The 21,709-nt window shown below is 64.1% G+C and carries 24 protein-coding genes, 2 pseudogenes and 1 riboswitch; of the genes and pseudogenes, 14 read left to right on the top strand and 12 right to left on the bottom strand.

Going from position 1 to position 21,709, the window contains the following annotated elements:
- Positions 1-40 precede the first annotated feature (40 nt).
- A complete protein-coding gene (locus J2X57_RS04285) occupies positions 41-454 on the bottom strand; it encodes a DUF2000 family protein (protein WP_309864141.1) in 414 nt (137 codons plus the stop codon).
- 78 nt (positions 455-532) lie between these two features.
- Between J2X57_RS04285 and J2X57_RS04280 the strand changes: the two genes are divergently transcribed.
- Entirely contained in the window at positions 533-1,042 is a 510-nt protein-coding gene (locus J2X57_RS04280; protein ID WP_043693203.1) for an Lrp/AsnC family transcriptional regulator, read from the top strand.
- 45 nt (positions 1,043-1,087) lie between these two features.
- Here J2X57_RS04280 and J2X57_RS04275 read toward each other — a convergent pair whose 3' ends face one another.
- The 4 genes and pseudogenes from J2X57_RS04275 to J2X57_RS04260 all read right to left on the bottom strand — a co-directional run bounded on the left by J2X57_RS04275 (position 1,088) and on the right by J2X57_RS04260 (position 2,580).
- Positions 1,088-1,276, bottom strand: coding sequence for a hypothetical protein (locus J2X57_RS04275; protein WP_036114325.1), 189 nt, complete (start codon positions 1,274-1,276; stop codon positions 1,088-1,090).
- Positions 1,277-1,387: 111 nt separating this feature from the next.
- Positions 1,388-1,600: a LysR substrate-binding domain-containing protein gene (locus J2X57_RS04270; protein ID WP_309864136.1), complete on the bottom strand. Its 213-nt coding sequence runs from the start codon at positions 1,598-1,600 to the stop codon at positions 1,388-1,390.
- 29 nt (positions 1,601-1,629) lie between these two features.
- Positions 1,630-2,088 (bottom strand): annotated as a pseudogene (locus J2X57_RS04265) (aldo/keto reductase); the annotation flags it as partial.
- 108 nt (positions 2,089-2,196) lie between these two features.
- Positions 2,197-2,580 (bottom strand): VOC family protein, encoded by a 384-nt coding sequence (locus J2X57_RS04260; RefSeq protein ID WP_309864134.1) that lies wholly within the window; start codon positions 2,578-2,580, stop codon positions 2,197-2,199.
- A gap of 111 nt (positions 2,581-2,691) precedes the next feature.
- Positions 2,692-2,897: riboswitch (cobalamin riboswitch) on the top strand.
- A 139-nt stretch (positions 2,898-3,036) separates the two neighbouring features.
- On the opposite strand from J2X57_RS04260, the gene J2X57_RS04255 reads away from it, so the two are divergent.
- The 5 genes from J2X57_RS04255 to mmsB are packed head-to-tail and all read left to right on the top strand — an operon-like array spanning position 3,037 to position 8,594.
- Positions 3,037-4,551, top strand: coding sequence for a CoA-acylating methylmalonate-semialdehyde dehydrogenase (locus J2X57_RS04255; protein ID WP_309864390.1), 1,515 nt, complete (start codon positions 3,037-3,039; stop codon positions 4,549-4,551).
- 11 nt (positions 4,552-4,562) lie between these two features.
- Positions 4,563-5,738, top strand: a complete 1,176-nt coding sequence (locus J2X57_RS04250) for an acyl-CoA dehydrogenase family protein (RefSeq protein WP_309864129.1) — start codon at positions 4,563-4,565, stop codon at positions 5,736-5,738.
- Complete coding sequence (locus J2X57_RS04245; RefSeq protein ID WP_309864127.1) at positions 5,735-6,532, top strand: enoyl-CoA hydratase; 798 nt, start codon at positions 5,735-5,737, stop codon at positions 6,530-6,532. Before J2X57_RS04250 ends, J2X57_RS04245 begins: the two co-directional genes overlap by 4 nt.
- Complete coding sequence (locus J2X57_RS04240) at positions 6,529-7,674, top strand: enoyl-CoA hydratase/isomerase family protein (protein ID WP_309864124.1); 1,146 nt, start codon at positions 6,529-6,531, stop codon at positions 7,672-7,674. The genes J2X57_RS04245 and J2X57_RS04240 overlap by 4 nt, the downstream gene beginning before the upstream one ends.
- Positions 7,671-8,594 (top strand): 3-hydroxyisobutyrate dehydrogenase, encoded by a 924-nt coding sequence (gene mmsB / locus J2X57_RS04235; protein WP_309864121.1) that lies wholly within the window; start codon positions 7,671-7,673, stop codon positions 8,592-8,594. Before J2X57_RS04240 ends, mmsB begins: the two co-directional genes overlap by 4 nt.
- On the opposite strand, the gene J2X57_RS04230 is transcribed toward mmsB, so the two are convergent.
- The gene (locus tag J2X57_RS04230) at positions 8,536-9,453 is read right to left on the bottom strand and encodes a LysR family transcriptional regulator (RefSeq protein WP_036114312.1); all 918 of its coding nucleotides are present in this window, start codon (positions 9,451-9,453) and stop codon (positions 8,536-8,538) included. The genes mmsB and J2X57_RS04230 overlap by 59 nt on opposite strands.
- 142 nt (positions 9,454-9,595) lie before the next feature.
- On the opposite strand from J2X57_RS04230, the gene J2X57_RS04225 reads away from it, so the two are divergent.
- From J2X57_RS04225 to J2X57_RS04190, 8 genes and pseudogenes are all read left to right on the top strand, one after another.
- Positions 9,596-10,300 carry an SDR family NAD(P)-dependent oxidoreductase gene (locus J2X57_RS04225; protein ID WP_309864117.1) on the top strand — a complete coding sequence of 235 codons (705 nt, stop codon included), beginning with the start codon at positions 9,596-9,598 and terminating at the stop codon, positions 10,298-10,300.
- Between the two features lie 151 nt (positions 10,301-10,451).
- Positions 10,452-11,255: an alpha/beta fold hydrolase gene (locus J2X57_RS04220; RefSeq protein ID WP_309864114.1), complete on the top strand. Its 804-nt coding sequence runs from the start codon at positions 10,452-10,454 to the stop codon at positions 11,253-11,255.
- A 211-nt stretch (positions 11,256-11,466) separates the two neighbouring features.
- Positions 11,467-12,648: a glycoside hydrolase family 64 protein gene (locus J2X57_RS04215; RefSeq protein WP_156108852.1), complete on the top strand. Its 1,182-nt coding sequence runs from the start codon at positions 11,467-11,469 to the stop codon at positions 12,646-12,648.
- Positions 12,649-12,836: 188 nt separating this feature from the next.
- Positions 12,837-13,289 (top strand): MarR family transcriptional regulator, encoded by a 453-nt coding sequence (locus tag J2X57_RS04210; protein WP_309864109.1) that lies wholly within the window; start codon positions 12,837-12,839, stop codon positions 13,287-13,289.
- Entirely contained in the window at positions 13,289-13,852 is a 564-nt protein-coding gene (locus J2X57_RS04205) for an isochorismatase family protein (protein WP_309864107.1), read from the top strand. The genes J2X57_RS04210 and J2X57_RS04205 overlap by 1 nt, the downstream gene beginning before the upstream one ends.
- 1 nt (position 13,853) lies before the next feature.
- Positions 13,854-14,183 carry a hypothetical protein gene (locus J2X57_RS04200; protein WP_036114301.1) on the top strand — a complete coding sequence of 110 codons (330 nt, stop codon included), beginning with the start codon at positions 13,854-13,856 and terminating at the stop codon, positions 14,181-14,183.
- Positions 14,184-14,233: 50 nt separating this feature from the next.
- Entirely contained in the window at positions 14,234-15,421 is a 1,188-nt protein-coding gene (locus J2X57_RS04195; protein WP_309864387.1) for an MFS transporter, read from the top strand.
- Between the two features lie 332 nt (positions 15,422-15,753).
- Positions 15,754-16,026, top strand: a pseudogene (locus tag J2X57_RS04190) (M24 family metallopeptidase); the annotation flags it as partial.
- Here the strand turns inward: J2X57_RS04190 and J2X57_RS04185 are convergent.
- Genes J2X57_RS04185 through J2X57_RS04160 form a run of 6 tightly spaced genes read right to left on the bottom strand, consistent with a single transcriptional unit; the run spans position 16,023 to position 21,700 of the window.
- On the bottom strand, positions 16,023-17,165 hold the full coding sequence (locus tag J2X57_RS04185; RefSeq protein WP_309864104.1) for a glycerate kinase: 1,143 nt from the start codon (positions 17,163-17,165) through the stop codon (positions 16,023-16,025). The pseudogene J2X57_RS04190 and the gene J2X57_RS04185 sit on opposite strands and share 4 nt — an antisense overlap.
- Positions 17,162-17,689, bottom strand: coding sequence for a gamma carbonic anhydrase family protein (locus tag J2X57_RS04180; protein ID WP_309864101.1), 528 nt, complete (start codon positions 17,687-17,689; stop codon positions 17,162-17,164). Before J2X57_RS04180 ends, J2X57_RS04185 begins: the two co-directional genes overlap by 4 nt.
- Positions 17,686-18,330 (bottom strand): CoA transferase subunit B, encoded by a 645-nt coding sequence (locus J2X57_RS04175; RefSeq protein ID WP_309864098.1) that lies wholly within the window; start codon positions 18,328-18,330, stop codon positions 17,686-17,688. The genes J2X57_RS04180 and J2X57_RS04175 overlap by 4 nt, the downstream gene beginning before the upstream one ends.
- Positions 18,330-19,031 (bottom strand): CoA transferase subunit A, encoded by a 702-nt coding sequence (locus tag J2X57_RS04170; RefSeq protein WP_309864095.1) that lies wholly within the window; start codon positions 19,029-19,031, stop codon positions 18,330-18,332. Before J2X57_RS04170 ends, J2X57_RS04175 begins: the two co-directional genes overlap by 1 nt.
- Entirely contained in the window at positions 19,028-20,350 is a 1,323-nt protein-coding gene (locus J2X57_RS04165) for an MFS transporter (RefSeq protein WP_309864091.1), read from the bottom strand. Before J2X57_RS04165 ends, J2X57_RS04170 begins: the two co-directional genes overlap by 4 nt.
- Before the next feature lie 21 nt (positions 20,351-20,371).
- Positions 20,372-21,700, bottom strand: a complete 1,329-nt coding sequence (locus J2X57_RS04160) for an MFS transporter (protein ID WP_309864089.1) — start codon at positions 21,698-21,700, stop codon at positions 20,372-20,374.
- Between the last annotated feature and the right edge of the window lie 9 nt (positions 21,701-21,709).

Genomic DNA, 21,709 nt, shown 5'->3' with positions numbered 1-21,709 from the left:
CCAGGGATTATCGCAGCCCCGGCTTGCGGTTTCCGTGAAATCAGGTGTGCAGAGGCACGCCCTTGGTGGCTCTCTCGATCGCCTTGCGAGGCCCGCGTAACGCGATGCCGACGAGGCGGGGCGCGTCGGCATCTTCCGCCAGGAAGGCTTCGCGGTTGGCGGCGTCGTGGCCGGTGGAGAACATCGCCTCGACATAGATCGCGCGGGTCACGTCGCGTTCGATGGCGACGCGATGCGCATGGGCGAGCTGCGTCGCATCGGCACCGAACACGAGCATCGGCTGCCCGAGCAGGCGCGCGTAGTGACGTCCGGCCGCATCGATGTATGGCTCGCCCATGGCATCCGCCGCCGCTCCGGCGATGCCGGTGGCCAGGAAGGCGGTGACGTTGAGCTTCTGCCATGTCAGCAGATCGCTGCGGACAAGGATGGCGACGCGAGTGTCGAAGGTGGTCATGTGAAAGGTTCTTCGCAGTCTGTTAGGCTGATTCAGTAAAACGCCGAATGTCATTCGGCGAAAGGGCAACAGACTGCCATGACGAAAAAAACGAAAGCCATTCCGGGCGATACCCCCGACGCGGTCAGGCTCGACGCGATCGACCGAAAATTATTAGGCGCGCTCTCCACCGATGCCACCCTCAGCTACGCGGAGCTGGCCGAACGGCTGCATCTCTCCGCTCCCGCGCTGCATGAGCGGGTGAAGCGGCTGCGCAGAGATGGGGTCATCAAGGCCACCGTGGCTGTGCTCGACGGGGTGAAGGTCGGGCGTCCGTTGCTGACCTTCGTCCACGTGGACACGACCAGCTGGGCGGTGACACGCCAGCTGCTGGCGCTGCAGGCCTTTCCCGAGGTGGAGGAAATCCACACCGTGACGGGAGAGAGCGCGATGTTGCTGAAGGTGCGGACGGCCGATACGCGGGGGCTCGAGCACCTGCTGGAGCGGATTCACGCGATGGAGGGATTCAAGGGGACGCGGAGCTATATCGCTCTGTCGACGTATCTGGAGCGGGGACCGAGTGCGGAGGAGGCTTCCGGGGCGACATAAAAAAACCCCGCGGTGCGGGGTTTCTGACGTGGACTTACGGGAGGCTCAGCGATCGCGTCGGGCGCGAACCTTGATCCGCTGCATCCGCCGCTGCTGCATCATGTTGAACCAGAAGGCCGTCTCCGTCACGACGCCAGCGGCGACGAGCAACAACGTCCCGGTGACCGAACCGGCAAGAAAGAACACGACGGCCAGGGCGAACAAGGCGGCGAGGACGAGATGACGTTGGCTCATGGGTGACTCCTGCTTGCTGCGCGGCCCCGGGACCCGGGCGCGGCCTGATTCGATCCTCGGCTACCTACGAGATGGTGTCAATCGAGGAAACGTCAAGGGATTGTGGGCGATTCAGCCACGATAACGTAGCGCATCCACCCGCAGGGTCAGTGCGGGGGAGGTCTGTCGCCGGTTCGGGTAGTAAAGGTGGTAGCCCGGAAACGGGTCGCACCAGTTCTCCAGGACGCGCACCAGTCGTCCGGCCTCGATATGCGGCAGGACGATGTCCTCGGGCACCCAGGCCAGACCAAGGCCCGCCAGGGTTGCCCGGAGAATGTGGTTCATCCCGTTGAGCACCAGCTGGCCCTCGACGCGAAGTGCTTCACCTTGCCTTCCTGGATGAGATCCTTCACCGCACCGGCGACGTCTTCGATCGGCACGTTCGGGTCTACGCGGTGCTGATAGAGCAGATCGATCTGCTCTATGCCCAGACGCTTGAGCGAGCCCTCGGCGGCCTTGCGGATGTTTTCCGGGCGGCTGTCCAGACCCGTCTGCTTGTTCGTTTCCGGATCGAACGCGACGCCGAACTTCGTCGCGATGACGACGCGGTCGCGCATCGGCGCGAGGGCGTTACCGACGATTTCCTCGTTGGTGAACGGGCCATAGACCTCGGCCGTATCGAAGAAATCGACGCCCAGGTCCACCGCCTCGCGGATGAGCTTGACTGACTCGTCGCTGCTCAGCGCGTAGCTATAGCTGAAATTGAGGCCCATGCAGCCAAAGCCGAGGGCTGAGACCTCCAGGCCGCTCTTACCGAGAACGCGCTTTTTCATGGTGATCTCCAGAAGATAGCCATGACGCCATGCTACCGACCGGGGGTCCAGTGATTAAGTGGGATAAACCGCTTGAGCCTATGCGGGCAGTTCATCAATGATCTTCCATCAGCCGGCGTTAAACACCGCCTCGATGTTATGGCCATCCGGATCCAGCACGAAACCGCCGTAATAGCCTTCGTGATAGTGCGAACGCGGGCCCGGCGGACCGTTGTCCCTCGCGCCCGCATCCAGCGCCGTCTGATGAAATAGCCGCACCAGCTGCTGCGAACTCACTCGAAAGGCGACGTCTACCGGCGGCTGATTGGGTGTGCCCTGGTAGATCCAGAAATCCGGCTTGCCGTTCTCGCCGAACCCCGCCACGTCGGTACGTCCCGTTTTCGAGGCGGGGAAGTGCACGATCAGTTCATAGCCGATGGAGGCCAATACGGTCGTATAGAACTGCTTGCTGCGCTCGAAGTCGCTGACGGTGGCGCCGGTGTGGTCGATCATGGAGATCTCCTGAGCGTGGAACGGCTGATCCGCGCAGCTTAGTCGGAATCCGTGGCGGCATCCAAGGCGCCTTTACTGCATCGCAGCGTGTCGCTCGCCGCGTCGCCGCCTACACTCCCGCTGGCCACAGGTGTCCTGCCGCCGCCATTCCGGTGCGCAGGGTGAAACGGGAAGCCGGTCCGATGCCGGCGCTGCCCCCGCAACGGTAGGCGAGAAAACCCGACTCAGAACCACTGCGGCAACGCGGGAAGGTGTCGGGGTGATGCGGATCGCATCGCTCGCAAGCCCGGAGACCGGCCCGTGGTGGGCACCGCTTGCGGTGTCTTCCTCGGGTGTTGCGGTGGGCAACCGGACGAGCTGGCTCGATGCGGCGTCCGTGGCCTCGAACCGACTTGTCTCGCTCACGCACGCCCGGTTTCGCGGGTGAGCGATCTGGAGACAAGCATCATGAACGAGATGAATCGTGCCGCGACCGACGTCGCGACCGTCAAACTGCTGATCGACGGCGAGTTCGTCGAGTCCGCGACCACACAATGGCGCGATGTGATCAACCCGGCGACGCAGGTCGTGCTGGCACGTGTGCCCTTCGCCACGTCCCGGGAGGTGGATGCGGCCGTCGCCGCCGCCCGGCGCGCGTTCGCCACCTGGCGCAAGACGCCCATCGGGACGCGGGCCCGCATCTTCCTCAGATACCAGCAACTGATCCGCGAACACATGGCGGAGCTGGCGGCGATCCTCACGGCGGAACAGGGCAAGACACTGCCGGACGCCGAAGGCGACGTGTTCCGTGGCCTCGAGGTGGTGGAGCACGCGGCCGCCATCGGCAATCTGCAACTCGGCGAGCTGGCCAACAACGTGGCCGGTGGCGTGGACACGTACACATTGCTGCAGCCGCTGGGTGTCTGCGCCGGCATCACGCCGTTCAACTTTCCGGCGATGATCCCGCTGTGGATGTTTCCGATGGCCATCGCCACGGGAAACACCTTCGTGCTGAAGCCGTCGGAGCAGGACCCGATGGTCACCATGCGGCTGGTCGAACTGGCGCAGGAGGCGGGCATTCCCAGAGGCGTGCTCAACGTTGTGCACGGGGGCGAAGAGGTGGTCAACGCCATCTGCGATCACGTCGACATCAAGGCGGTGTCTTTCGTCGGATCGACGAAGGTCGGTACGCACGTTTATCACCGTGCATCGCAAGCCGGTAAGCGCGTGCAGTGCATGATGGGGGCGAAAAACCACGCTGTCGTTTTGCCCGACGCCAACAAGGAACAGACGCTCAATGCCATGATCGGCGCCGCCTTCGGTGCGGCCGGGCAGCGTTGCATGGCGGCATCGACGGCGGTGCTGGTCGGTAACGCGCGCGAGTGGATTCCCGACATCGTCGCCAGAGCGAAGGCGCTGCGGGTGAACGCAGGCATAGAAGCGGGCACCGATGTCGGTCCACTGATCTCATCCGCAGCGCGTGAGCGCGTGGAGCGCCTGATCGACGCCGGTGTGGCGCAGGGGGCGACGCTGGAGCTCGACGGTCGCGGCTTTCGCGTGCCGGGTTACGACGAGGGCAACTTCGTGGGGCCGACGATTTTCTCGGGCTTGAAGCCTGGCATGCGTATCTACGACGAAGAGATCTTCGGGCCCGTGCTGGTCGTCCTCACGGTCGACACGCTGGACGAAGCGATCGATCTGGTTAACGCCAATCCCAACGGGAACGGTACGGCCGTGTTTACGCAGAGCGGTGCGGCCGCGCGGCGGTTCCAGGAAGACATCGACGTTGGTCAGGTCGGCATCAACGTACCGATTCCCGTACCGGTGCCGCTGTTCTCGTTCACGGGATCGCGTGCGTCCAAACTCGGCGACCTGGGCCCTTACGGCAAGCAGGCGGTCATGTTCTACACGCAGACCAAGACGATCACGTCGCGCTGGTTCGACGATGACACGCGCGGCCACGGCGTCAATACGACGATCAGTCTCAAGTGATGGCGGCCGTGATGGACATTCCTGTGATGGGGCACGGTTTCGGCTTCAGCGACGAGCAGATGGCGTTTCGCGAGGCGGCGCGCGATTTTGCGGCATCCGAACTGGCGCCGCGTGCGGCGCACTGGGACGCCGAGAGCATCTTTCCGCGTGAGGCCATCGGCAAGGCGGGCGAACTGGGTTTCTGCGGCCTCTATGTCGACGAAGCGGCCGGCGGCAGCGGGCTGACCCGGCTGGATGCGGCGATTGTGTTTGAAGAACTCGCCGCCGCCGATCCATCCACCGCGGCGTTCATCAGTATCCACAACATGGCGACGTGGATGCTGGCGACGCATGCACGTTCTTCGTTGGGTGCCGAATGGGGTCCGACGCTGTGCAGCGGGGCGAAGCTTGCGTCGTACTGCCTGACCGAGCCGGGCGCTGGTTCCGATGCGGCGTCTCTGCAGACGCGCGCCGTGCGTGATGGTGACGCGTACGTGCTCCATGGCAGCAAGGCCTTCATCTCGGGAGCCGGTGCCACCGACATGCTCGTGGTCATGGCCCGCACGGGGGGCGAGGGTGCGCGTGGTATCAGTGCGTTCGCCGTACCCGCCGACGCCGAAGGCATTACGTATGGGCGTAAGGAGGACAAGCTCGGCTGGAACAGTCAGCCTACGCGGGGCATCACGTTCGACGGCGTTCGTGTGCCGGCGGCGAACCTTCTGGGCGAAGAGGGTGAAGGGTTTCGGATTGCCATGAAGGGTCTGGACGGTGGGCGGATCAACATCAGCGCCTGTTCACTCGGTGCCGCACAGGGCGCCCTGGACGCCGCGCGGCGTTATCTCGGTGAGCGGCGGCAGTTCGGGCGCAAGCTGGGCGAGTTCCAGGCCTTGCAGTTCAAGCTGGCCGATATGGCGACCCAGCTGGTCGCCGCTCGACAGATGGTGCACACGGCGGCGCGCAAGCTCGACGCACGCAGTCACGACGCCACGGTGTGGTGCGCCATGGCCAAGCGCTTCGCCACCGATGCGGGATTCAACATCTGCAACGACGCCCTGCAGCTCCATGGCGGCTATGGCTATATTCGCGAGTACCCGATCGAACGGTTGCTGCGCGACAGCCGCGTGCATCAGATACTGGAAGGCACCAACGAAATCATGCGCGTGATCGTGGCGCGCCACTTGCTCAACACTGAAGAGGAGTTGCGATGACCGGTTACAAGGATACCGACTGGACAGGGCTCAGGCTGACGTTCGAAGGCCGCACGGCCATCGTGACGCTGAGCAACCCGCCAGCCAACACCTGGACGGTACATAGCCTTTCCGCGCTGCGCGATCTCGTCACGGCGCTGAATGCGGATCGTGATGTCTACGCCCTGGTGGTGACGGGCGAGGGGGAGAAGTTCTTCTCGGCCGGCGCCGATCTCAAGCAGTTCGCGGATGGCGACCGCGCGCTGGCGCGTGAAGCCGCCCGTCGGTTCGGTGAGGCCTTCGAGGCGTTGTCGGCGTTCCGTGGCGTGAGCATCGCGGCCATCAACGGCTATGCGATGGGTGGCGGCCTCGAATGTGCACTGGCATGCGATCTTCGCATCGCCGAGGAACACGCGCAGATGGCCTTGCCGGAAGCGGGTGTGGGACTGCTGCCGTGTGCCGGCGGTACACAGAACCTGCCGCGCCTGGTCGGCGAGGGCTGGGCGAAGCGGATGATCCTGCTCGGCGAGCGAGTCGACGCCGCGACGGCCTTGCACATCGGGCTGGTGGAAGACGTGGTTCCCCGAGGGGAAGGGTTGAACGCCGCGCTCGCATGGGCAGCGCGTGCCGCGAAGCAGAGCCCGACCAGCGTGGCGGCCTGCAAACGCCTGGTGCAGGCAACGCGCACGCAGACGCACGCCGCCGCGCTCGTCGCCGAGCGCGAAGCCTTCGTCGACCTGTTCGACAGCGCCGATCAGGCGGAGGGCGTACACGCCTTTCTCGAGAAGCGCCCGGCCGAGTGGAAGAACGCATGAGCGACGTGCTGTTCGAAGAGCGCGACGGGCGTGATGGCCGACGTATCGGAATCGCGACGCTCCATGCTCCGAAGACCCTCAACGGGCTCTCACTGACGATGGCGAGCCTGCTGGATGCCCAGCTTCGCGCATGGGCCGACGACGACGCTATCGCGGTGGTCGTCCTGCAGGGAGCCGGCGACAAGGCCTTCTGCGCGGGCGGCGACTTGCATGGCCTGTATCGAAGCATGGTCGACTACCGGGACGCAGGCGGCGGTGAGATCACGCGCAACGCGTATGCCAGTGAGTTCTTTTCGACCGAGTACCGGCTGGACTATCGGATTCACACCTATGCCAAACCGATCCTCTGCTGGGGGCACGGCATCGTCATGGGTGGCGGCATCGGACTGATGGCGGGAGCAAGCCACCGTGTGGTCACCGAGCGGTCGAAGCTCGCCTTCCCGGAAATTACCGTGGGACTCTATCCGGACGTGGGAGGCAGCTGGCTGTTGTCGCGTGTGCCCGATCGCGGCGGCATGTTCCTGGCCCTCACCGGCGCGCCGCTCGGCGCGGGCGATGCCATCCATGCGGGTCTCGCCGACCACTTCATTCCCGAGGATGCGCGTCCGGAGGTCATGAACGCGCTGTCCAACGCGAACTGGTCGAGTTCGGCGAGCGCCAACCACGACACGCTGACCGCGGTTCTACGCTCCATCGAGCAGCCGGTGTCTCCCGGTCCGCTGCAAGCGCACGCGGCACTGATCCGCGACGTCTGCGGCAACGAGCGGCTCGACGATATCGTTGGCGCCATCGATGCGATCCAGGATGACGATACCTGGCTGCGGAACGCAAGGACAGCGCTGCTTGCCGGTGCGCCTGGCTCCGCGCGGCTCGGCTTCGAGCTGCAGCGCCGCGCGTCGACGCTTTCCCTCGCCGATACCTTTCGCCTCGAATACATCGTGTCGCTGCATTGCGCCGCACACGGCGATTTCGCGGAGGGCATCCGTGCGCTGCTGATCGACAAGGACCGCCAACCGCGCTGGAACCCGGCAACGCTGGCCGAGGCGACATCGAGCTGGGCCGAATCTTTCTTCAATGCACCGTTCAGCGCGGAAGCGCATCCGCTCGCCGATCTGGGCAGTCAACCGGAGTCGTACGCATGAGTCGTATCGCTTTTATCGGGCTGGGCAACATGGGTGGCCCGATGGCCGCGAATCTGCTCAAGGCAGGGCATGCCCTGCGGGTCTTCGACCTCGTTCAGTCGGCGGTCGATACGGCGGTTGCCGCAGGAGCCTCCTTGTCGGCGAGCGCTGCCGATGCGGTGAGCGACGCTGAGATCGTCATCTCGATGCTTCCCGCCAGCCGGCATGTGGAAGCGCTTTATCTGGGAGACGCGGGGCTGCTGGCCGCCATTCCCGATGGTGCACTCGTCGTCGATTGCAGCACGATCGCACCGGCATCGGCGAAAAAAGTTGCACAAGCCGCCACTGGTCGCGGCCTCGCGATGCTTGACGCGCCTGTTTCTGGCGGCACCGCGGGTGCAGCGGCGGGAACGTTGACGTTCATCGTGGGAGGCGACGCGGCGGTGCTGGATATTGCACGGCCCGTATTGGAAGCGATGGGGAAGAATATTTTCCATGTCGGCGCTAGCGGTGCGGGACAGGTGGCCAAGCTGTGCAACAACATGGCGCTCGGCGTCATCATGGCCGTCACCGGCGAAGCGCTGGCCCTGGGCGTCGCGCACGGTCTCGACGCGGGCGTGCTGTCGCAGATGATGGCGGTGAGCACGGGGCGCAGCTGGGCTACCGAGGTGTGCAATCCGTGGCCGGGCGTGCTGCCGAATGCGCCGGCATCGCGTGGTTACACCGGTGGCTTCGGCAACGATCTGATGTTGAAGGATCTCGGGCTGGTCACCGAGGCGGCAGTCGGTGTGGGGGCCTCGATTCCACTTGGGGAGCTGGCGCGCAACCTTTATGCGTTAAATAGTAAGGCGGGGAATGGGGAGCTGGATTTCTCCAGCGTGATCAGGCTGATGTCAGCTGTGCAAGACGATCCTGGCAAGCCTCGCGCACCAGTTGTCTGAGCCAGCGATGTCCAGCCTCGTTCTCCAGCCTTGGATGCCACATCTGCGACACCGTGATGGCCGGCGTTTCGACCGGCAGGTCGAAGACGCGCACGGTATCGGGCGGGCTGGCAAGAAACGAGGCCGGAACCAGCCCGATCAGGTCGGATGCCAGCGTCACCGCCAGAGCCGCCTGAAAGCTCGGCACGACCGAAACGACGTCGCGCTGAAGACCCTTTGCGGTCAGGGCGGCATCGACCGGACCCTCGCTGCGGCCTGCACGTGAGGCGACAACGTGGCCGTACGCCACGTACGACTCGGGCGTCATCGGATCGACATCGGCCAGCGGATGGCCGCGCCGGATCACACCGACGAAACGGTCGCGAAACAACGCCTGCACGCGGACTTCGGGTCCCATGCCGCCGAGGACGCCGATCTCGAGATCGGCTAGTCCTTCGCGGAGCGGCACCGCGGACTTCTCCGCTTTCGGGGCGAAACGCAAGCGGACGCCAGGCGCTGCGCGGCTGGCCGCGCCGATGAGTTCGGCCGCAAACACCTCGACAAATCCATCGTTGGCGCGGATCGTAAACGTGCGCCGGAGGGAGGCGATCCCGTCTTCGGTGACCGCCGGGCGGAGAACGCTTCGCGTGTCCTGGAGCAGGCCGTGGGCGCGTTCGCGCAGAGCTTCGGCGTGCGGCGTCAGCACCATACGCCTCCCGGCCCGGACCAGCAGTTCGTCCTGTGTGGCGGCGCGCAAGCGCGTCAGCGTGCGACTCATGGCCGACGCGCTGAGCCCCAGGCGCCGTGACGCGCCCGCGACGCTCGCTTCGGCCAGCAGGGCGTCAAGGGCAACGAGGAGGTTGAGGTCGGGTTCGTCCATGACCCATCGTATCGCGATCGGATCAGATAAGGCGTTTGGTGCAGGTATGGACTGACGGTCGCGCGTCTTCCGCCCCGGTTGCGTCGTCGCTACGTTGGGAGGACCGGCCCGGAGTGCGGGCCCCTCGTAACCGGAGTAGCTCATGCAAGCACCGTCCTCACAGAAAACCATTCTCCTGATTGGCGCGTCGCGCGGCCTCGGATTCGCGATGGTCGAGGAATACCTTGGGCGTGGCTGGCACGTCATCGCTACGGGGCGGGCCAGCTCAACCGGAAAGCTGCGTGAACTGGCAGCGTCGTCCGACGGCGCACTTGAAGTCGAGGTCCTCGATACGACCGTGGTCGAGGATATCGCCGCCCTCAAGGGCCGACTGTCATCGCGGACCGTGGACGTGCTTTTCGTCAACGCGGGGGTGACCAACGATGACGCGGAGACGATAGCCGACGTGTCCACCGACGAGTTCATCCGCGTGATGGTCACCAATGCGCTCAGTCCCATGCGCGTGATCGAGTCCCTGCAGGATCTTGTGACGGTCGACGGGACGATCGGCGTCATGTCGTCAGGGCAGGGCAGCCTCACCAACAACACCAACGGCAATCACGAGGTTTACCGAGGCAGCAAGGCCGCACTCAACATGTTCATGCGCAGCTTCGCCGCACGTCACAAGGACGACCCGCGCACGCTCTTGCTCATGGCGCCGGGATGGGTTCGCACCGACATGGGCGGCCCTGAGGCGCGCCTGACCATTCAGGAGAGCATTCCGAACCTGGTCGACACCATGACGACGTATGCGGGGCGCCAGGGGCTGCATTACCTCGACTATCTGGGGCGTGTCGTACCCTGGTGAGCTAGCGAAGCGGCGCGACGCTCCGGTCAAGGTATCCCGCTCTAGCGTTAGATGCCCTGGCGAACCTCCTTTCGCGCGAGCATTTGCGTCCGTATGCTCGGCGTTCTCTTGCGGGGGGCGGGAGCTGATATCGACTGAAGGGTATTCATTCGTGAATGATTTGTCCGCACGCGCACCAGATGCCATCCACGTCGTGCGCTCGGGGCCACCGGGTGCGTCGCCGATCGTGTTTCTTCATGCACTGGGGCTCGATCTCGGTATCTGGGATGCGCAGTTCGCGGAGTTCGCGGGCGATCGAAATGTCGTAGCGCTCGACCTTCCGGGTCACGGTCTGTCCGGCGCTCCCGACGGCGCGCCGACATTCGAGGCCATCGCGATGCAGGTGGCGGACACATTAGCCTCGCTGGATATCGCATCCGCGCATGTCATCGGCATTTCCTTCGGTGGCATGGTCGCGCAGGCCCTGGCGATCGAGCAGCCATCGGTGGTCCGGAGCCTGACGCTCGTTGCCACATCCTGCACGTTCCCCGAAACAGTCAGGCAGATGCTGCGTGATCGTGCGCGCGCTACGCGTGACGGCGGCATGGCGATCATGGCCGAGGCGCATCTGGCGCGATGGTTCCCCGAAGCGTTTCGTGCACAACATCCCGAAGTGTCCGACCGGTTCCGGAAGCTGCTGCATAGACAAGACCCGAGCTTTCACGCTTCGCTATGGGAGCTCGTTGCGACGCTCGACCTCAAAGACCGGCTGACGGCACGATTCGCCGAGACGGCTATCCCATTGATGGTGATCGTGGGAGAAGACGACGCGAGTGCACCGGTTGCCGCGGGTCAGCTCATGTGCGATCAGGCACGCGATGCCGTTCTGCATGTCGTTCCGAAGTGCGGACATTTTCCGCCTGTCGAATATCCCGAGCGCTTCAATGCCTTTTTGCGTGAGTTTCTGCGCGACTAACATGTCGCCGACGCCACGTTAACGGCGGTCGCACGAATGGGAGTGAAGTCCCGTCACAGTACGGGCCATTGCGCCGGTCATGCGGTCCGCTTATCCGAAATAAGGCAGACATTCCTGCCTGCCATGCGCATGCTCTCGTTTCGTTAACGCAAGGAGAGGCTTCATGGTGACAACGAATATTCAAACCGCTCGTTCCGCCGGCCGCCGCCGTATGCTGGCTTTGGTCCTTCCACTGGCCACGCTGGCGGCGGGTGTATGTGCAGCGCTTCCGGCTTACGCCGACGTGCCGACAATCGTGCAGAACAACACGGCCGGTGCCTTTGCCGATGATCAGGTCTACGTGACGATCCTGGGCAAGGATCCCGTCACGGGAAATCTTTCCTGGGTATCCGCCGACGGCCAGCTTGTGGCGGCCTCGGTGGGCGACAACGATGCGGACGGCCATCTGAGCAAGAATGGACAGAACTATCCGAATCATGGCTTCACCCTGGCTCAGGCGCAGAACCTGAAGCTGCCGAAGATGTCTTCGGGTCGCATCTATGTATCTGTGGGCGAGCCGGTCTATCTGAAGATTCTTGTCGCGGCGGATGGCCTGACGGGTTTCGCCGGTCCCAATCCACAGAACCCGACCGACGCGAACAACGACGTCAAACTGGACTGGTACGAGTTCACCTATAACGACAGCGGTCTCTGGATCAACACCACGCAGGTCGACCAGTTCGGTTTTCCGCTCACGCTGAACGTCACCGGTGAAGGTGGATTTCAGAAGCGCGTCGGCATCGAGCAGTCGCGTGCTTCGATTTACGCGGCTTTCAAGGCCGAAGTCCCGCCGGAGTTCGTCTCCGAGGCGGACAGCGGCACGCGCATCCTGGCGCCCGGAAAGTCGACATTCGACACGGGGCAGCCCAACGAGCATTACTTCGACAGCTACATCGACCAGGCGTGGGCGGACTACAGCACGCGGCCGCTCGTGATCGATCTGTGGGGCGGCGCGCGTCGCTTCAGCGGGCAGGTGCAGGGAACCACGCTGGTTTTCAACGAGGTCGACCTTGGCAACGGTGCGTATGTCGGTGGTCAGTATCTGGTCCAGAAGCCGACCACGCAGGATGTCCTGGAGGCCAAGGGTAGCCTTGCGCAGGGCAACGACGCCGAGAAAGCGCTGGAAACGCAGATCTCCGCCGCGTTCAATCGGCACGTCATTTCCGACGTAAGCAAGTGGAGCGACCCGACTGCATGGTATCAGGCCGCACCGGCCAACTATTACGCCAGGTTCTGGCACGACCATTCCATTGATCGGCTGGCGTACGGGTTCGCTTATGACGACGCGCAGGAGCAGAGTTCGACGGTGAATACCGCTGCGCCGACGCAGATTACGTTGGGCGTGGGCTGGTAAGCAGTTTGCTGACACGCTGATCGCGGCCTGGCTCTGGTAGGAGCCAGCCCTGCTGGCGACAGGGTGCTTGCCGCGACCTGCCATCGCCAACAGGTTTGGCTCCTACCCGAGCCAAGCCACTACCTGAGTTGTTGGCTTATATACAGTTAGACTGTACATATAACCTGTATGCATGCTACCGTGTGTGCATGGCCAAACCCTCGCCCACTCCCGATACTGCCTCCTCCGTGGCCCTCGCCGGTGACCTGCGCATCACGCTTGGCAAGCTCATCCGCCGGGTACGTGAGCAAACCCAGGCACACGACCTGACGGCCGCCCAGAAATCGGTGCTGCTCCGCCTTGAGCGCGACGGCCCGGCCACGGTGTCCGCTCTGGCCCGGGCCGAAAGCGTGCGCCCGCAGTCCATGCGGGTGACCGTGGGCACGCTGGAAACGATGAAAGCCGTGACGGGCACGCCGGATCCGACCGATGGGCGGCAAACGCTTATCGAGCTGACGGCGGGGTTTCGCAAGAAAGTCACCGAGGTCAGAGCCGCCAAGGAAGACTGGCTGTTTCGCGCGCTTGAGGCGCAGCTGTCGCCACAGGAACGTCGCGAATTGGCGGCCGCCGTGACACTGTTGCAGCGGCTGGCGGACTTCTGATGGCGCTTACGAAGCTTGATCCGCAGACGGCGCTGATCGTCGTCGACCTGCAAAAGGGCATTGTCGGCTCCGTGCTCGCCCATCCCATCGAGGATGTCATTGAACGCGCACGCGCGCTGCTCGCGGCATTCCGCCAGCGAGCCCTGCCTGTGGTGCTGGTGAACGTGGCAGGTGCCGCGCCCGGGCGTACGGAACGCCCACCTCGCATGACGACGAGGCCACCTGGCTGGACCGATTTCATTCCGGAGCTGGATCAGCAACCCGACGATATCGTCGTGACGAAGCGAACCTGGGGTGCTTTCGCCAGCACTCACCTCGAAAGCACATTACGAGTGCGCGGTGTGACCCAGGTAGTCGTGGCCGGCGTGGCGACGGGGACCGGTGTCGAATCCACGGCGCGGCAGGCCTACGAGCAAGGTTTCAACGTCACCCTGGCGATCGACGCGATGACGGATGCGCGGCCCGAAGCGCACGAATACAGCATCAAGCACGTTTTCCCACGGCTGGGCGAGACGGGAGCGACGAAGGAAATCATCGATCTACTCGATACGAGGAGTGTCTGACATGCCCTGGCAGCATCTGGTTTCGTTGTTTTTCGGGGGTGCATTTCTGTCCAATGCCGTGCCGCATTTTGTCGGCGGCGTGATGGGTGAGTCGTTCCAGAGTCCGTTCGCCAAGCCGCCGGGCAAGGGGCTGTCTTCTTCGACGGTGAACGTGGTGTGGGGTATTGCCAATCTGGTGATCGGCTACGTGCTGGTCTGCCGTACCGGCGACATCGACATGAAGAAGACGGTAGATGTCGTGGTTCTCGGTCTTGGCGTGCTCGTCATGAGCCTGCACTCGGCCCGGCACTTCGGGCAGTTTCACGGTGGCCGTGTGCCTGAGCGCTCGTGAGTGCCGCGAAAACACGTGTTTTTCGTTCACTGAAAAGCCCTAACTACCGCATGTGGGCGGCCGGTGCGCTGGTGTCGAACATTGGAACGTGGATGCAGCGCACCGCCCAGGACTGGCTGGTTCTCGCGCAACTCACTCACCATGACGCCGCAGCGGTCGGTACCGTCATGGCACTGCAGTTCGGACCGCAGTTGCTCCTGTTGCCGTGGACGGGTTTCGCCGCCGATCACTACGACCGCCGTACCCTGTTGATGGCGACACAGGCGACGATGGGTCTGCTCGCCCTTGCACTCGGGCTGATGACCGTGCTCGGCGTCGTGCAACTGTGGCACGTGTATCTGTTCGCGTTCGCTTCCGGATGTGCTTCGGCGTTCGACGCTCCGGTACGCCAGACCTTCGTGGCCGACCTCGTTGGTGATGATGACCTGCCGAACGCCGTGGCGCTGAATTCGACCTCGTTCAATGCGGCGCGCATGATCGGGCCGGCCGTCGCCGGTCTGGTGATCGCTTCAGTGGGCACGGGCTGGGCGTTCCTGCTCAACGGCATCAGCTTCTTCGCGGTGCTGGGGTCGTTGTTTTTCCTACACGTGGACAGCTTGCATGCGAGGACGCGTGCCGTACGCACCAAAGGCAGTCTTACCGATGGGCTGCGTTACGTGTGGGGCAGGCCCGATCTCAAGGCGATTCTGGTCATGCTGTTCCTGATCGGAACGTTCGGTATGAATTTTCCGATCTTTATTTCGACGATGGCCGTCGGGGTGTTCCATACCGACGCGCGGGGCTATGGGCTTCTGTCGTCGATCATGGCTGTCGGCACGCTGGCCGGCGCCTTGCTGGCAGCCGGGCGCGATAAGCCGCGCTTTGCGTCATTGCTGGTCGGTTCGGCGGTCTTCGGTCTGGGCTGCGCACTGGCCGCAGTGGCGCCGGGCTACTGGTTTTTCGCCGCGGCCCTTGTCGTCATCGGTGTGGCCGCCCTGACTTTCACCAATACGACCAACAGCCTCATGCAACTGACTACCGCCGCCGCGATGCGGGGCAGGGTGATGGCGCTGCGTCTGGGTATCGCGCTGGGCGGGACACCGATCGGGGCACCTATGGTCGGATGGGTGGCCAATCATATGGGGCCGCGCTGGGCGCTGGGCGTGGGGGCGGCTTCGGGGCTGATGGCCGCTGGCGTCGGGATTTATACGATGCTCTATGACGCGCACCATGAAGCCTGCTTTCGCAGGTCTGGTTAGATATCTCAGCTCAATCGGTCAGCGCTTTAGTGCGTCATACGTCTTCCATACGGCGTGATCCCGGTCGCCTTTTCTCATTTCTACCCACGCATTTCCGGCACCAGACCACGTTGGTGCGCTGCGTCACACTTGGCCGACATCCGTCGCAGCATGCTGGAGGCGTCCACTTCCCCCTGTGTGGACCGAGAGGCGCCGGCGCACGATGCGCTGGCGCCTTTCACTTTTCCGGGGGTTGATCGTCGGCCTCGCCTGCCTTTGTACGGCATAAATGCTTCGTATATGATCCATATACGTCACGTATGCCCTGCAGAACCTCAGGAAGCCCCATGCGCGGCCGGGAGATGCACGAGGATCCCCAGATCCTCCATCACGGCCGTCGCGGTACCGGCCTGGAGCTACGCGAGGGCATGGTGTTCACGATCGAGCCGATGTTGAATCAGGGCCGCTCCGCCATTCTCTCGCGAGAGGGCGAATGGCCCGTGTATACGCGCGATGGCAGTCTTTCCGCCCAGTTCGAACATACGGTAGCGGTCACGCGAAAGGGCGTGCGGGTGCTGACACTTCGCCCGGGTGAAGTACCTCTGTGCCTGTTGGACGAGGCCTAACGCGTAGGGTGCGAGGCATCCATCAGCCGCGCCACGTCCCGGGCCAGACTCGTAAGCAACGCGGAGGTGTCGGTCATGGCCTCCGCCAGCGACATCGGCCGCGAGACCAGCGAGAACGCCGCGGTGAGGCCGTGTCCGTAGAGGTCCCGATAGCCTTCGCCGAGAGTGCCGACCATAGCCACCACCGGCACGTTGCCGGCCTTCGCCAGACGCGCGACACCGAACGGCACCTTGCCCCTCACCGTCTGGGCGTCCATACGGCCTTCGCCGGTGATGACGAGGTCAGCGCCATCGATGGCGTCTTCCAGGCCGTTCATCTCCGCAATCAGCGCCACGCCGGGGCGCAGCGTCGCCCGAAGCACGGCGAGCATCGCCCAGCCGGCTCCGCCAGCGGCACCCGCACCGGGCGTGCCGCTCCAGTCCTTGCCGGTTTGCGCTGCGTGTACGGAAGCCAATCGAGCCAAAGCGGCGTCGAGCTGCGGTACCAATGCGGCATGGGCGCCTTTCTGCGGCCCGAACACCGCCGACGCCCCCGACGCGCCGCACAGCGGGTTGTCGACGTCGCTCGCTATGATCAGCTCAACGTCACGCAGACGTGGGTCGAGGTCATCGAGGATGAGCCGGTGCAGTGCGCCCAGCGCGAGGCCGCCGGGCGGCAGGGCACTCCCCGTGTCATCGAGAAAGCGCACGCCAAGCGCACGAAGCAAACCGGCGCCACCGTCGTTGGTCGCGCTACCGCCGAGTCCGACGACGATGCGCCTTGCACCGTGATCGAGTGCGGCACGCATGAGTTCGCCGGTGCCGTAGCTGTCGGCCCGCGCGGCATCGCGGCGATCCGGCGGCACACGCATCAAGCCGCTGGCTTCGGCGATCTCAAGGGTCGCCGTCCTCGTGTCGGCGTGCCAGGCCCATGTAGCGTCCACGAGATCCCCCAGCGGCCCGCGCACTTTCCGGGAAAGACGTTGCGCACCCGTCGATGCGATCACGGCGTCGACGGTTCCTTCGCCACCATCGGCCATCGGCTTCAGCACGTAGTCGGCACCGGGCCACACATCGGCGAGGCCATCACGAATGGCCCGCGCGACCGATAAGGCGTCGAGGCTTTCCTTGAAGGAGTCCGGGGCGATGACGATCTTCACGCATCGTCCTGTGGCGTCAGTTTGGCGGCGAAGCGCGCGGCATTGGCGACGTAGTGGGCCGCATTCTCTTCGAGACCCTGGCGTTGCTCGTCGCTGAGTTCGCGTAAAACCTTTGCCGGGGAGCCCACGACCAGCGAGCCATCGGGAATCTGCTTGCCCTCGGTCACCAGTGCATTCGCACCGATGATGCAGTGCTTGCCTATGACGGCGCCGTTGAGCACCACGGCGTTGATCCCGATCAGCGTGTGATCGCCCACGGTGCAGCCGTGGAGCATGGCGTGATGACCGATGGTGACGCCCTTGCCGATGGTCAGCGGTGATCCGGGATCGCTATGCAGGACGGCGGCATCCTGTACGTTGCTGCCTTCGCCGATGACGATGGGCTCGTTGTCGCCGCGTACCACCGCGTTGAACCACACGCTGGCGCCCGCGTGCAGGTGAACGTTGCCGACCACCACAGCCTGGGGTGCGATCCAGCTGTCCGGATGTGCGTTTACGCGAGTGTCGCCGAGCTGGTATTTCATCGTGTATTTCCATCTGGGGCGTGCACGGTACAGCCGGTGGCTTCACGGAATTCATCGAGGGTGACATCGGGCGCGAGCTCGACCAGTCGCAGGCCATCGGCCGTGACATCGAGTACGCCCAGATCGGTGATGATCCGGTCGACGACCGCGACGCCGGTCAAGGGCAGGCTGCACTCGTGGAGAATTTTATGCGCCCCCTTCGCCGTGTGTTCCATCAATACCACGACACGCTCGACGCCCGCGACGAGGTCCATGGCGCCTCCCATCCCTTTGACCATCTTCCCCGGGATCATCCAGTTGGCGAGGTCGCCCCGTTCGGACACCTGCATCGCGCCAAGGATGGCGAGGTTCACGTGGCCACCGCGGATCATGCCGAAGCTGAGTGCGCTGTCGAAGAAGCTCGAGCCGGGCAGGGCGGTCACGGTCTGCTTGCCTGCGCTGATGAGATCGGGATCGACGGTGCTCCTCGTGGGGAACGGGCCGATGCCCAGCAGGCCGTTCTCCGACTGAAGCCACACGTCCATGCCCTCGGGAATGTAGTTGGCCACCAGCGTCGGCAAGCCGATGCCCAGATTGACGTAGAAACCGTCGGCCAGTTCGGCGGCGGCGCGGCGCGCCATATCGTCGCGATCCCAAGCCATCAGTTTGCGTCCGTCAGGGTGAGTTTCTCGATACGTTTCTCGGGCGTCGCGTTGAGCACCAGCCGCTGGACAAAGATGCCTGGCAGATGAATGTCGTCGGGGGCGATTTCACCGTTCTCGACAATGCGTTCCACCTCGGCCACGCATTGCTTGCCGGCCATCGCGCACAACGGGTTGAAGTTGCGCGCGGTGCTGGCGAAGCGCAGGTTGCCCGAGCGATCGGCGACGGCGGCTTTCACCAGCGCGACGTCGGCGCGGATCGACTCTTCCATCAGATACGTTTCGCCCGCGAAGTCGCGGGTTTCCTTGCCTTTCGCCACTTCGGTGCCAACGCCGGTACGGGTGAAGAAGGCGGGAATGCCGCAACCACCGGCGCGCAGCTTCTCGGCGAGTGTGCCCTGTGGCGTGAATTCGAGTTCGAGTTCACCGGCAAGATACTGACGCTCGAACTCCTTGTTCTCGCCCACGTAACTGGAAACCATCTTGCGTACCTGCCGCGATTCCAGCAGCACACCCAGCCCGAAACCGTCGACACCGGCATTGTTGGAGACGACGGTGAGGTCCATGGCGCCATGCTCGCGCACGGCGTCGATCAACGCTTCGGGAATGCCGCACAGGCCGAAGCCGCCGACAGCCAGGGTCTGTCCATCGGCCAGCAGGTCGGCCAGGGCCGCCTGGGCGCTGGGGTAGAGCTTGTTCATCGGTTCACCTTGAGAAGATCGGGGGAAGTAATCGCGCGTTCCTCGCTGCCATGGCGCAGTCGCGTCGCGGCGATAGCGGAAAGCAGGAGCAGTCCGGCGATGACGATCAGTCCGTCATGCGTGCTGCCTGTATGCGCTTCCACAGCGCCCATCAGGGAGGGGCCGAGGAAGCCACCCAGCAAGCCGCAGGTGTTGATAAACGCCAGACCGCCCGCGAGTCCGCGGCCGGTCAGCCGCGACGTGGCGTAGGTGAAGATCAGCGACTGCACGACGAAGAACAGGAAGGCCGCCAGACAGAAGCCGAGCATCGCCACGAGCGGCCCGGTCCATGCGGCGATCAGAAGCCCGGCGGCCATCAGCACGAGTCCGCCGCGCAACAGCCACGCACTGCGTGCGGGCGTGTTCGCCAGCCGGGGTATGGTCATCGTACCGATCGCCGAGGCGAGCCAGGGCAGGGCGCTGAGGCAGCCTACCTGCAGGTCGCTCAGTTTGCCGTAGCCGGCGATGATGCCGGGCAGGAAGAAGATCACGGTGTAGATGGCTATCTGATGGCAGAAGTAGACCAGGATCGCCAGCAGGATCTGTGGGTCGGTGAAACATCGGGCCAGCCCACTCGCTCCCTTACCGCGCTTCGTTTCAATCGCCACGGACTCATCAGCGATCCGCCGTTCCAGCGCATCGCGCTGTGCAGGCGTCAGCCAGCGCGCCCGGGCAGGGCGGTCAGGCAGGGTGATGAAGACCACGGCGGCAAAGGCTGTCGCCAGCAGGCCCTCCACCGCGAACATCCACTGCCAGCCATGAAGCCCGAGCTTCCCTTCCAGCCCCAGCAAGGCACCGCCCAACGGGCCGCCGATGACATTGGCCAGACTCACGCCGACCAGGAAGTAACCCGTGGCCCGGGCGCGCGATGCTTCGCCGAACCAGTAGGTCAGGTAGAGCATCACGCCCGGGAATAATCCGGCCTCCGTGGCGCCGAGCAACAGCCGCAGCACGTAGAACGAGGTCTCGCCCTGGACGAGCGCCATGGCGGCGGAGACCAGTCCCCACGTCGCCATGATCCGCGTGATCCAGAAACGCGCGCCCACGCGGTGCAGGATCAGGTTGCTGGGTATCTCCGCCAGCGCGTAGGTGAGGAAGAACAGACCTGCACCTACTCCGTAGGCCACGGTCGACAGGCCAAGGTCGACCTGAAGATGCGTCTTGGCCAGCGCGATGTTGCTGCGATCCAGGAAACTGATGATGTAAGCCACCACCAGTACCGGCATCAACTTGCGCATGACCAGGCGTTCGGTGTCTTGTGACGGGCTGAGGATGCTCATGGCTGTTCTCCGGGGATCCGGTCAGGCGGCCGCCCGTGGGTTGTGGTGCTGGCTGCCGTATCGCGTAAACAGCTGCAGCAGCACACCGGCGAGCGCGCATCCGGCCATCACGAAGAAGCAGACGATGTACCCGCTGAGGTTCTTCCAGCCGCCGCCCATGGAGATGAGTCCGCCCATCAGTACCGGTGCGATACCGCCACCGATGAACATTGCCGTGGTGATGATGCCGTTGGCCGTCGACGTGGCACGCGGCTCGGCGGAGTCGGAAGCCACCGCGTAGTAGATCGGCCATACCGCGTTGGCCACAAGGCCGAACAGCAACTGCGTCGTGATCAGCATCGCCATGTTCTGGGCGAAGTAGAACGCCGCTACCGACGCGGCCATCCACGCGCCGCAGATCACCAGCGTGATTTTCCGGCCGATGATGTCCGACAGGCTGGGCCAGATCAGCTGACCGAGAATGCCGGTGATGGTGAAGACCACGCTCATGCCCGCGGACTCCGCCAGCGACAGGCCGGAGATGTTGTACAGGTACGCCGGCAGCACCACGTTCACGCCCATGTAGACCACCTGCGTGAGCATCGTGTTGCCCGCGGTGAGCGCGATGTTGCGGTTGGTCAGCGTGGCGACAAAGGTCTTCCAGGTTTCGCCCTTGGCGACCTTCACGCCATCACCCAGATCCGGGGGCGTCATACCCTTCTCGGCGATATCGGCGTACAGCGTGTCGACGCGTGCGGCGGTCGAATAGCGAGCCCAGAAGATCATCAGCGGAATGGCGACGATCAGGGCGAGGAAGAACACATAGCGCCAGTGGCCCTCGCCGAACGTGCTGATGACGAAGCTGGCGATCAGGCCGCTGAGCATCGCACCGACGGGGTAGCCCGTGTGATGCGCACCCAGCGCGAAGCCACGGCGCTGCACCGGCCACCATTCGGCGGTGTTGCTGACGCCGACCGGTTCACCCCAGCCCGCGCCGAGGTTCACGCCGACGCGCAGCGCGACGAACGACCAGAGCTTGCCGGTCAGCGCCTGGAAACCCGAAAGGAACGAGATGAAGGTGTAACCGAGGACCAGCGGCACCTGAAAGCGTGCACGCTTCCAGCCGGCGCCATAGCGGTCGCTCATGATCGAGCCGGGGATATCCAGCAGCGCCAGAGCCAGCATGACCACCGTGACCACGGTGCCCCACTGATCGGGGCTGAGGTTGAATTCCTTGGAGATGGTAGGGCCAAGTCGAAGGATGATTTCCCGGTCATAGGCATTCAGGACCCAGATCAACCAACAGACCAGCAGGGAGACCCACGAGAAGCGATGGATCTTCTTCAACGGTGCTTCGGTTTTTTTGAACATGACACTCCC

The organism is Luteibacter sp. 1214 (assembly GCF_031455395.1).
Lineage (GTDB): Bacteria > Pseudomonadota > Gammaproteobacteria > Xanthomonadales > Rhodanobacteraceae > Luteibacter > Luteibacter mycovicinus.
This window is presented reverse-complemented; position numbering and strand designations above follow the sequence as displayed.

Bases quoted from the DNA above. Each gene is read 5' to 3' on its own strand.
- J2X57_RS04285 (WP_309864141.1), bottom strand. From the start codon at position 454: ATGACCACCTTCGACACTCGCGTCGCCATCCTTGTCCGCAGCGATCTG.
- J2X57_RS04280 (WP_043693203.1), top strand. From the start codon at position 533: ATGACGAAAAAAACGAAAGCCATTCCGGGCGATACCCCCGACGCGGTC.
- J2X57_RS04275 (WP_036114325.1), bottom strand. From the start codon at position 1,276: ATGAGCCAACGTCATCTCGTCCTCGCCGCCTTGTTCGCCCTGGCCGTC.
- J2X57_RS04270 (WP_309864136.1), bottom strand. From the start codon at position 1,600: ATGAACCACATTCTCCGGGCAACCCTGGCGGGCCTTGGTCTGGCCTGG.
- J2X57_RS04260 (WP_309864134.1), bottom strand. From the start codon at position 2,580: ATGATCGACCACACCGGCGCCACCGTCAGCGACTTCGAGCGCAGCAAG.
- J2X57_RS04255 (WP_309864390.1), top strand. From the start codon at position 3,037: ATGAATCGTGCCGCGACCGACGTCGCGACCGTCAAACTGCTGATCGAC.
- J2X57_RS04250 (WP_309864129.1), top strand. From the start codon at position 4,563: ATGGACATTCCTGTGATGGGGCACGGTTTCGGCTTCAGCGACGAGCAG.
- J2X57_RS04245 (WP_309864127.1), top strand. From the start codon at position 5,735: ATGACCGGTTACAAGGATACCGACTGGACAGGGCTCAGGCTGACGTTC.
- J2X57_RS04240 (WP_309864124.1), top strand. From the start codon at position 6,529: ATGAGCGACGTGCTGTTCGAAGAGCGCGACGGGCGTGATGGCCGACGT.
- mmsB (WP_309864121.1), top strand. From the start codon at position 7,671: ATGAGTCGTATCGCTTTTATCGGGCTGGGCAACATGGGTGGCCCGATG.
- J2X57_RS04230 (WP_036114312.1), bottom strand. From the start codon at position 9,453: ATGGACGAACCCGACCTCAACCTCCTCGTTGCCCTTGACGCCCTGCTG.
- J2X57_RS04225 (WP_309864117.1), top strand. From the start codon at position 9,596: ATGCAAGCACCGTCCTCACAGAAAACCATTCTCCTGATTGGCGCGTCG.
- J2X57_RS04215 (WP_156108852.1), top strand. From the start codon at position 11,467: ATGCTGGCTTTGGTCCTTCCACTGGCCACGCTGGCGGCGGGTGTATGT.
- J2X57_RS04210 (WP_309864109.1), top strand. From the start codon at position 12,837: ATGGCCAAACCCTCGCCCACTCCCGATACTGCCTCCTCCGTGGCCCTC.
- J2X57_RS04205 (WP_309864107.1), top strand. From the start codon at position 13,289: ATGGCGCTTACGAAGCTTGATCCGCAGACGGCGCTGATCGTCGTCGAC.
- J2X57_RS04200 (WP_036114301.1), top strand. From the start codon at position 13,854: ATGCCCTGGCAGCATCTGGTTTCGTTGTTTTTCGGGGGTGCATTTCTG.
- J2X57_RS04195 (WP_309864387.1), top strand. From the start codon at position 14,234: ATGTGGGCGGCCGGTGCGCTGGTGTCGAACATTGGAACGTGGATGCAG.
- J2X57_RS04180 (WP_309864101.1), bottom strand. From the start codon at position 17,689: ATGAAATACCAGCTCGGCGACACTCGCGTAAACGCACATCCGGACAGC.
- J2X57_RS04175 (WP_309864098.1), bottom strand. From the start codon at position 18,330: ATGGCTTGGGATCGCGACGATATGGCGCGCCGCGCCGCCGCCGAACTG.
- J2X57_RS04170 (WP_309864095.1), bottom strand. From the start codon at position 19,031: ATGAACAAGCTCTACCCCAGCGCCCAGGCGGCCCTGGCCGACCTGCTG.
- J2X57_RS04165 (WP_309864091.1), bottom strand. From the start codon at position 20,350: ATGAGCATCCTCAGCCCGTCACAAGACACCGAACGCCTGGTCATGCGC.
- J2X57_RS04160 (WP_309864089.1), bottom strand. From the start codon at position 21,700: ATGTTCAAAAAAACCGAAGCACCGTTGAAGAAGATCCATCGCTTCTCG.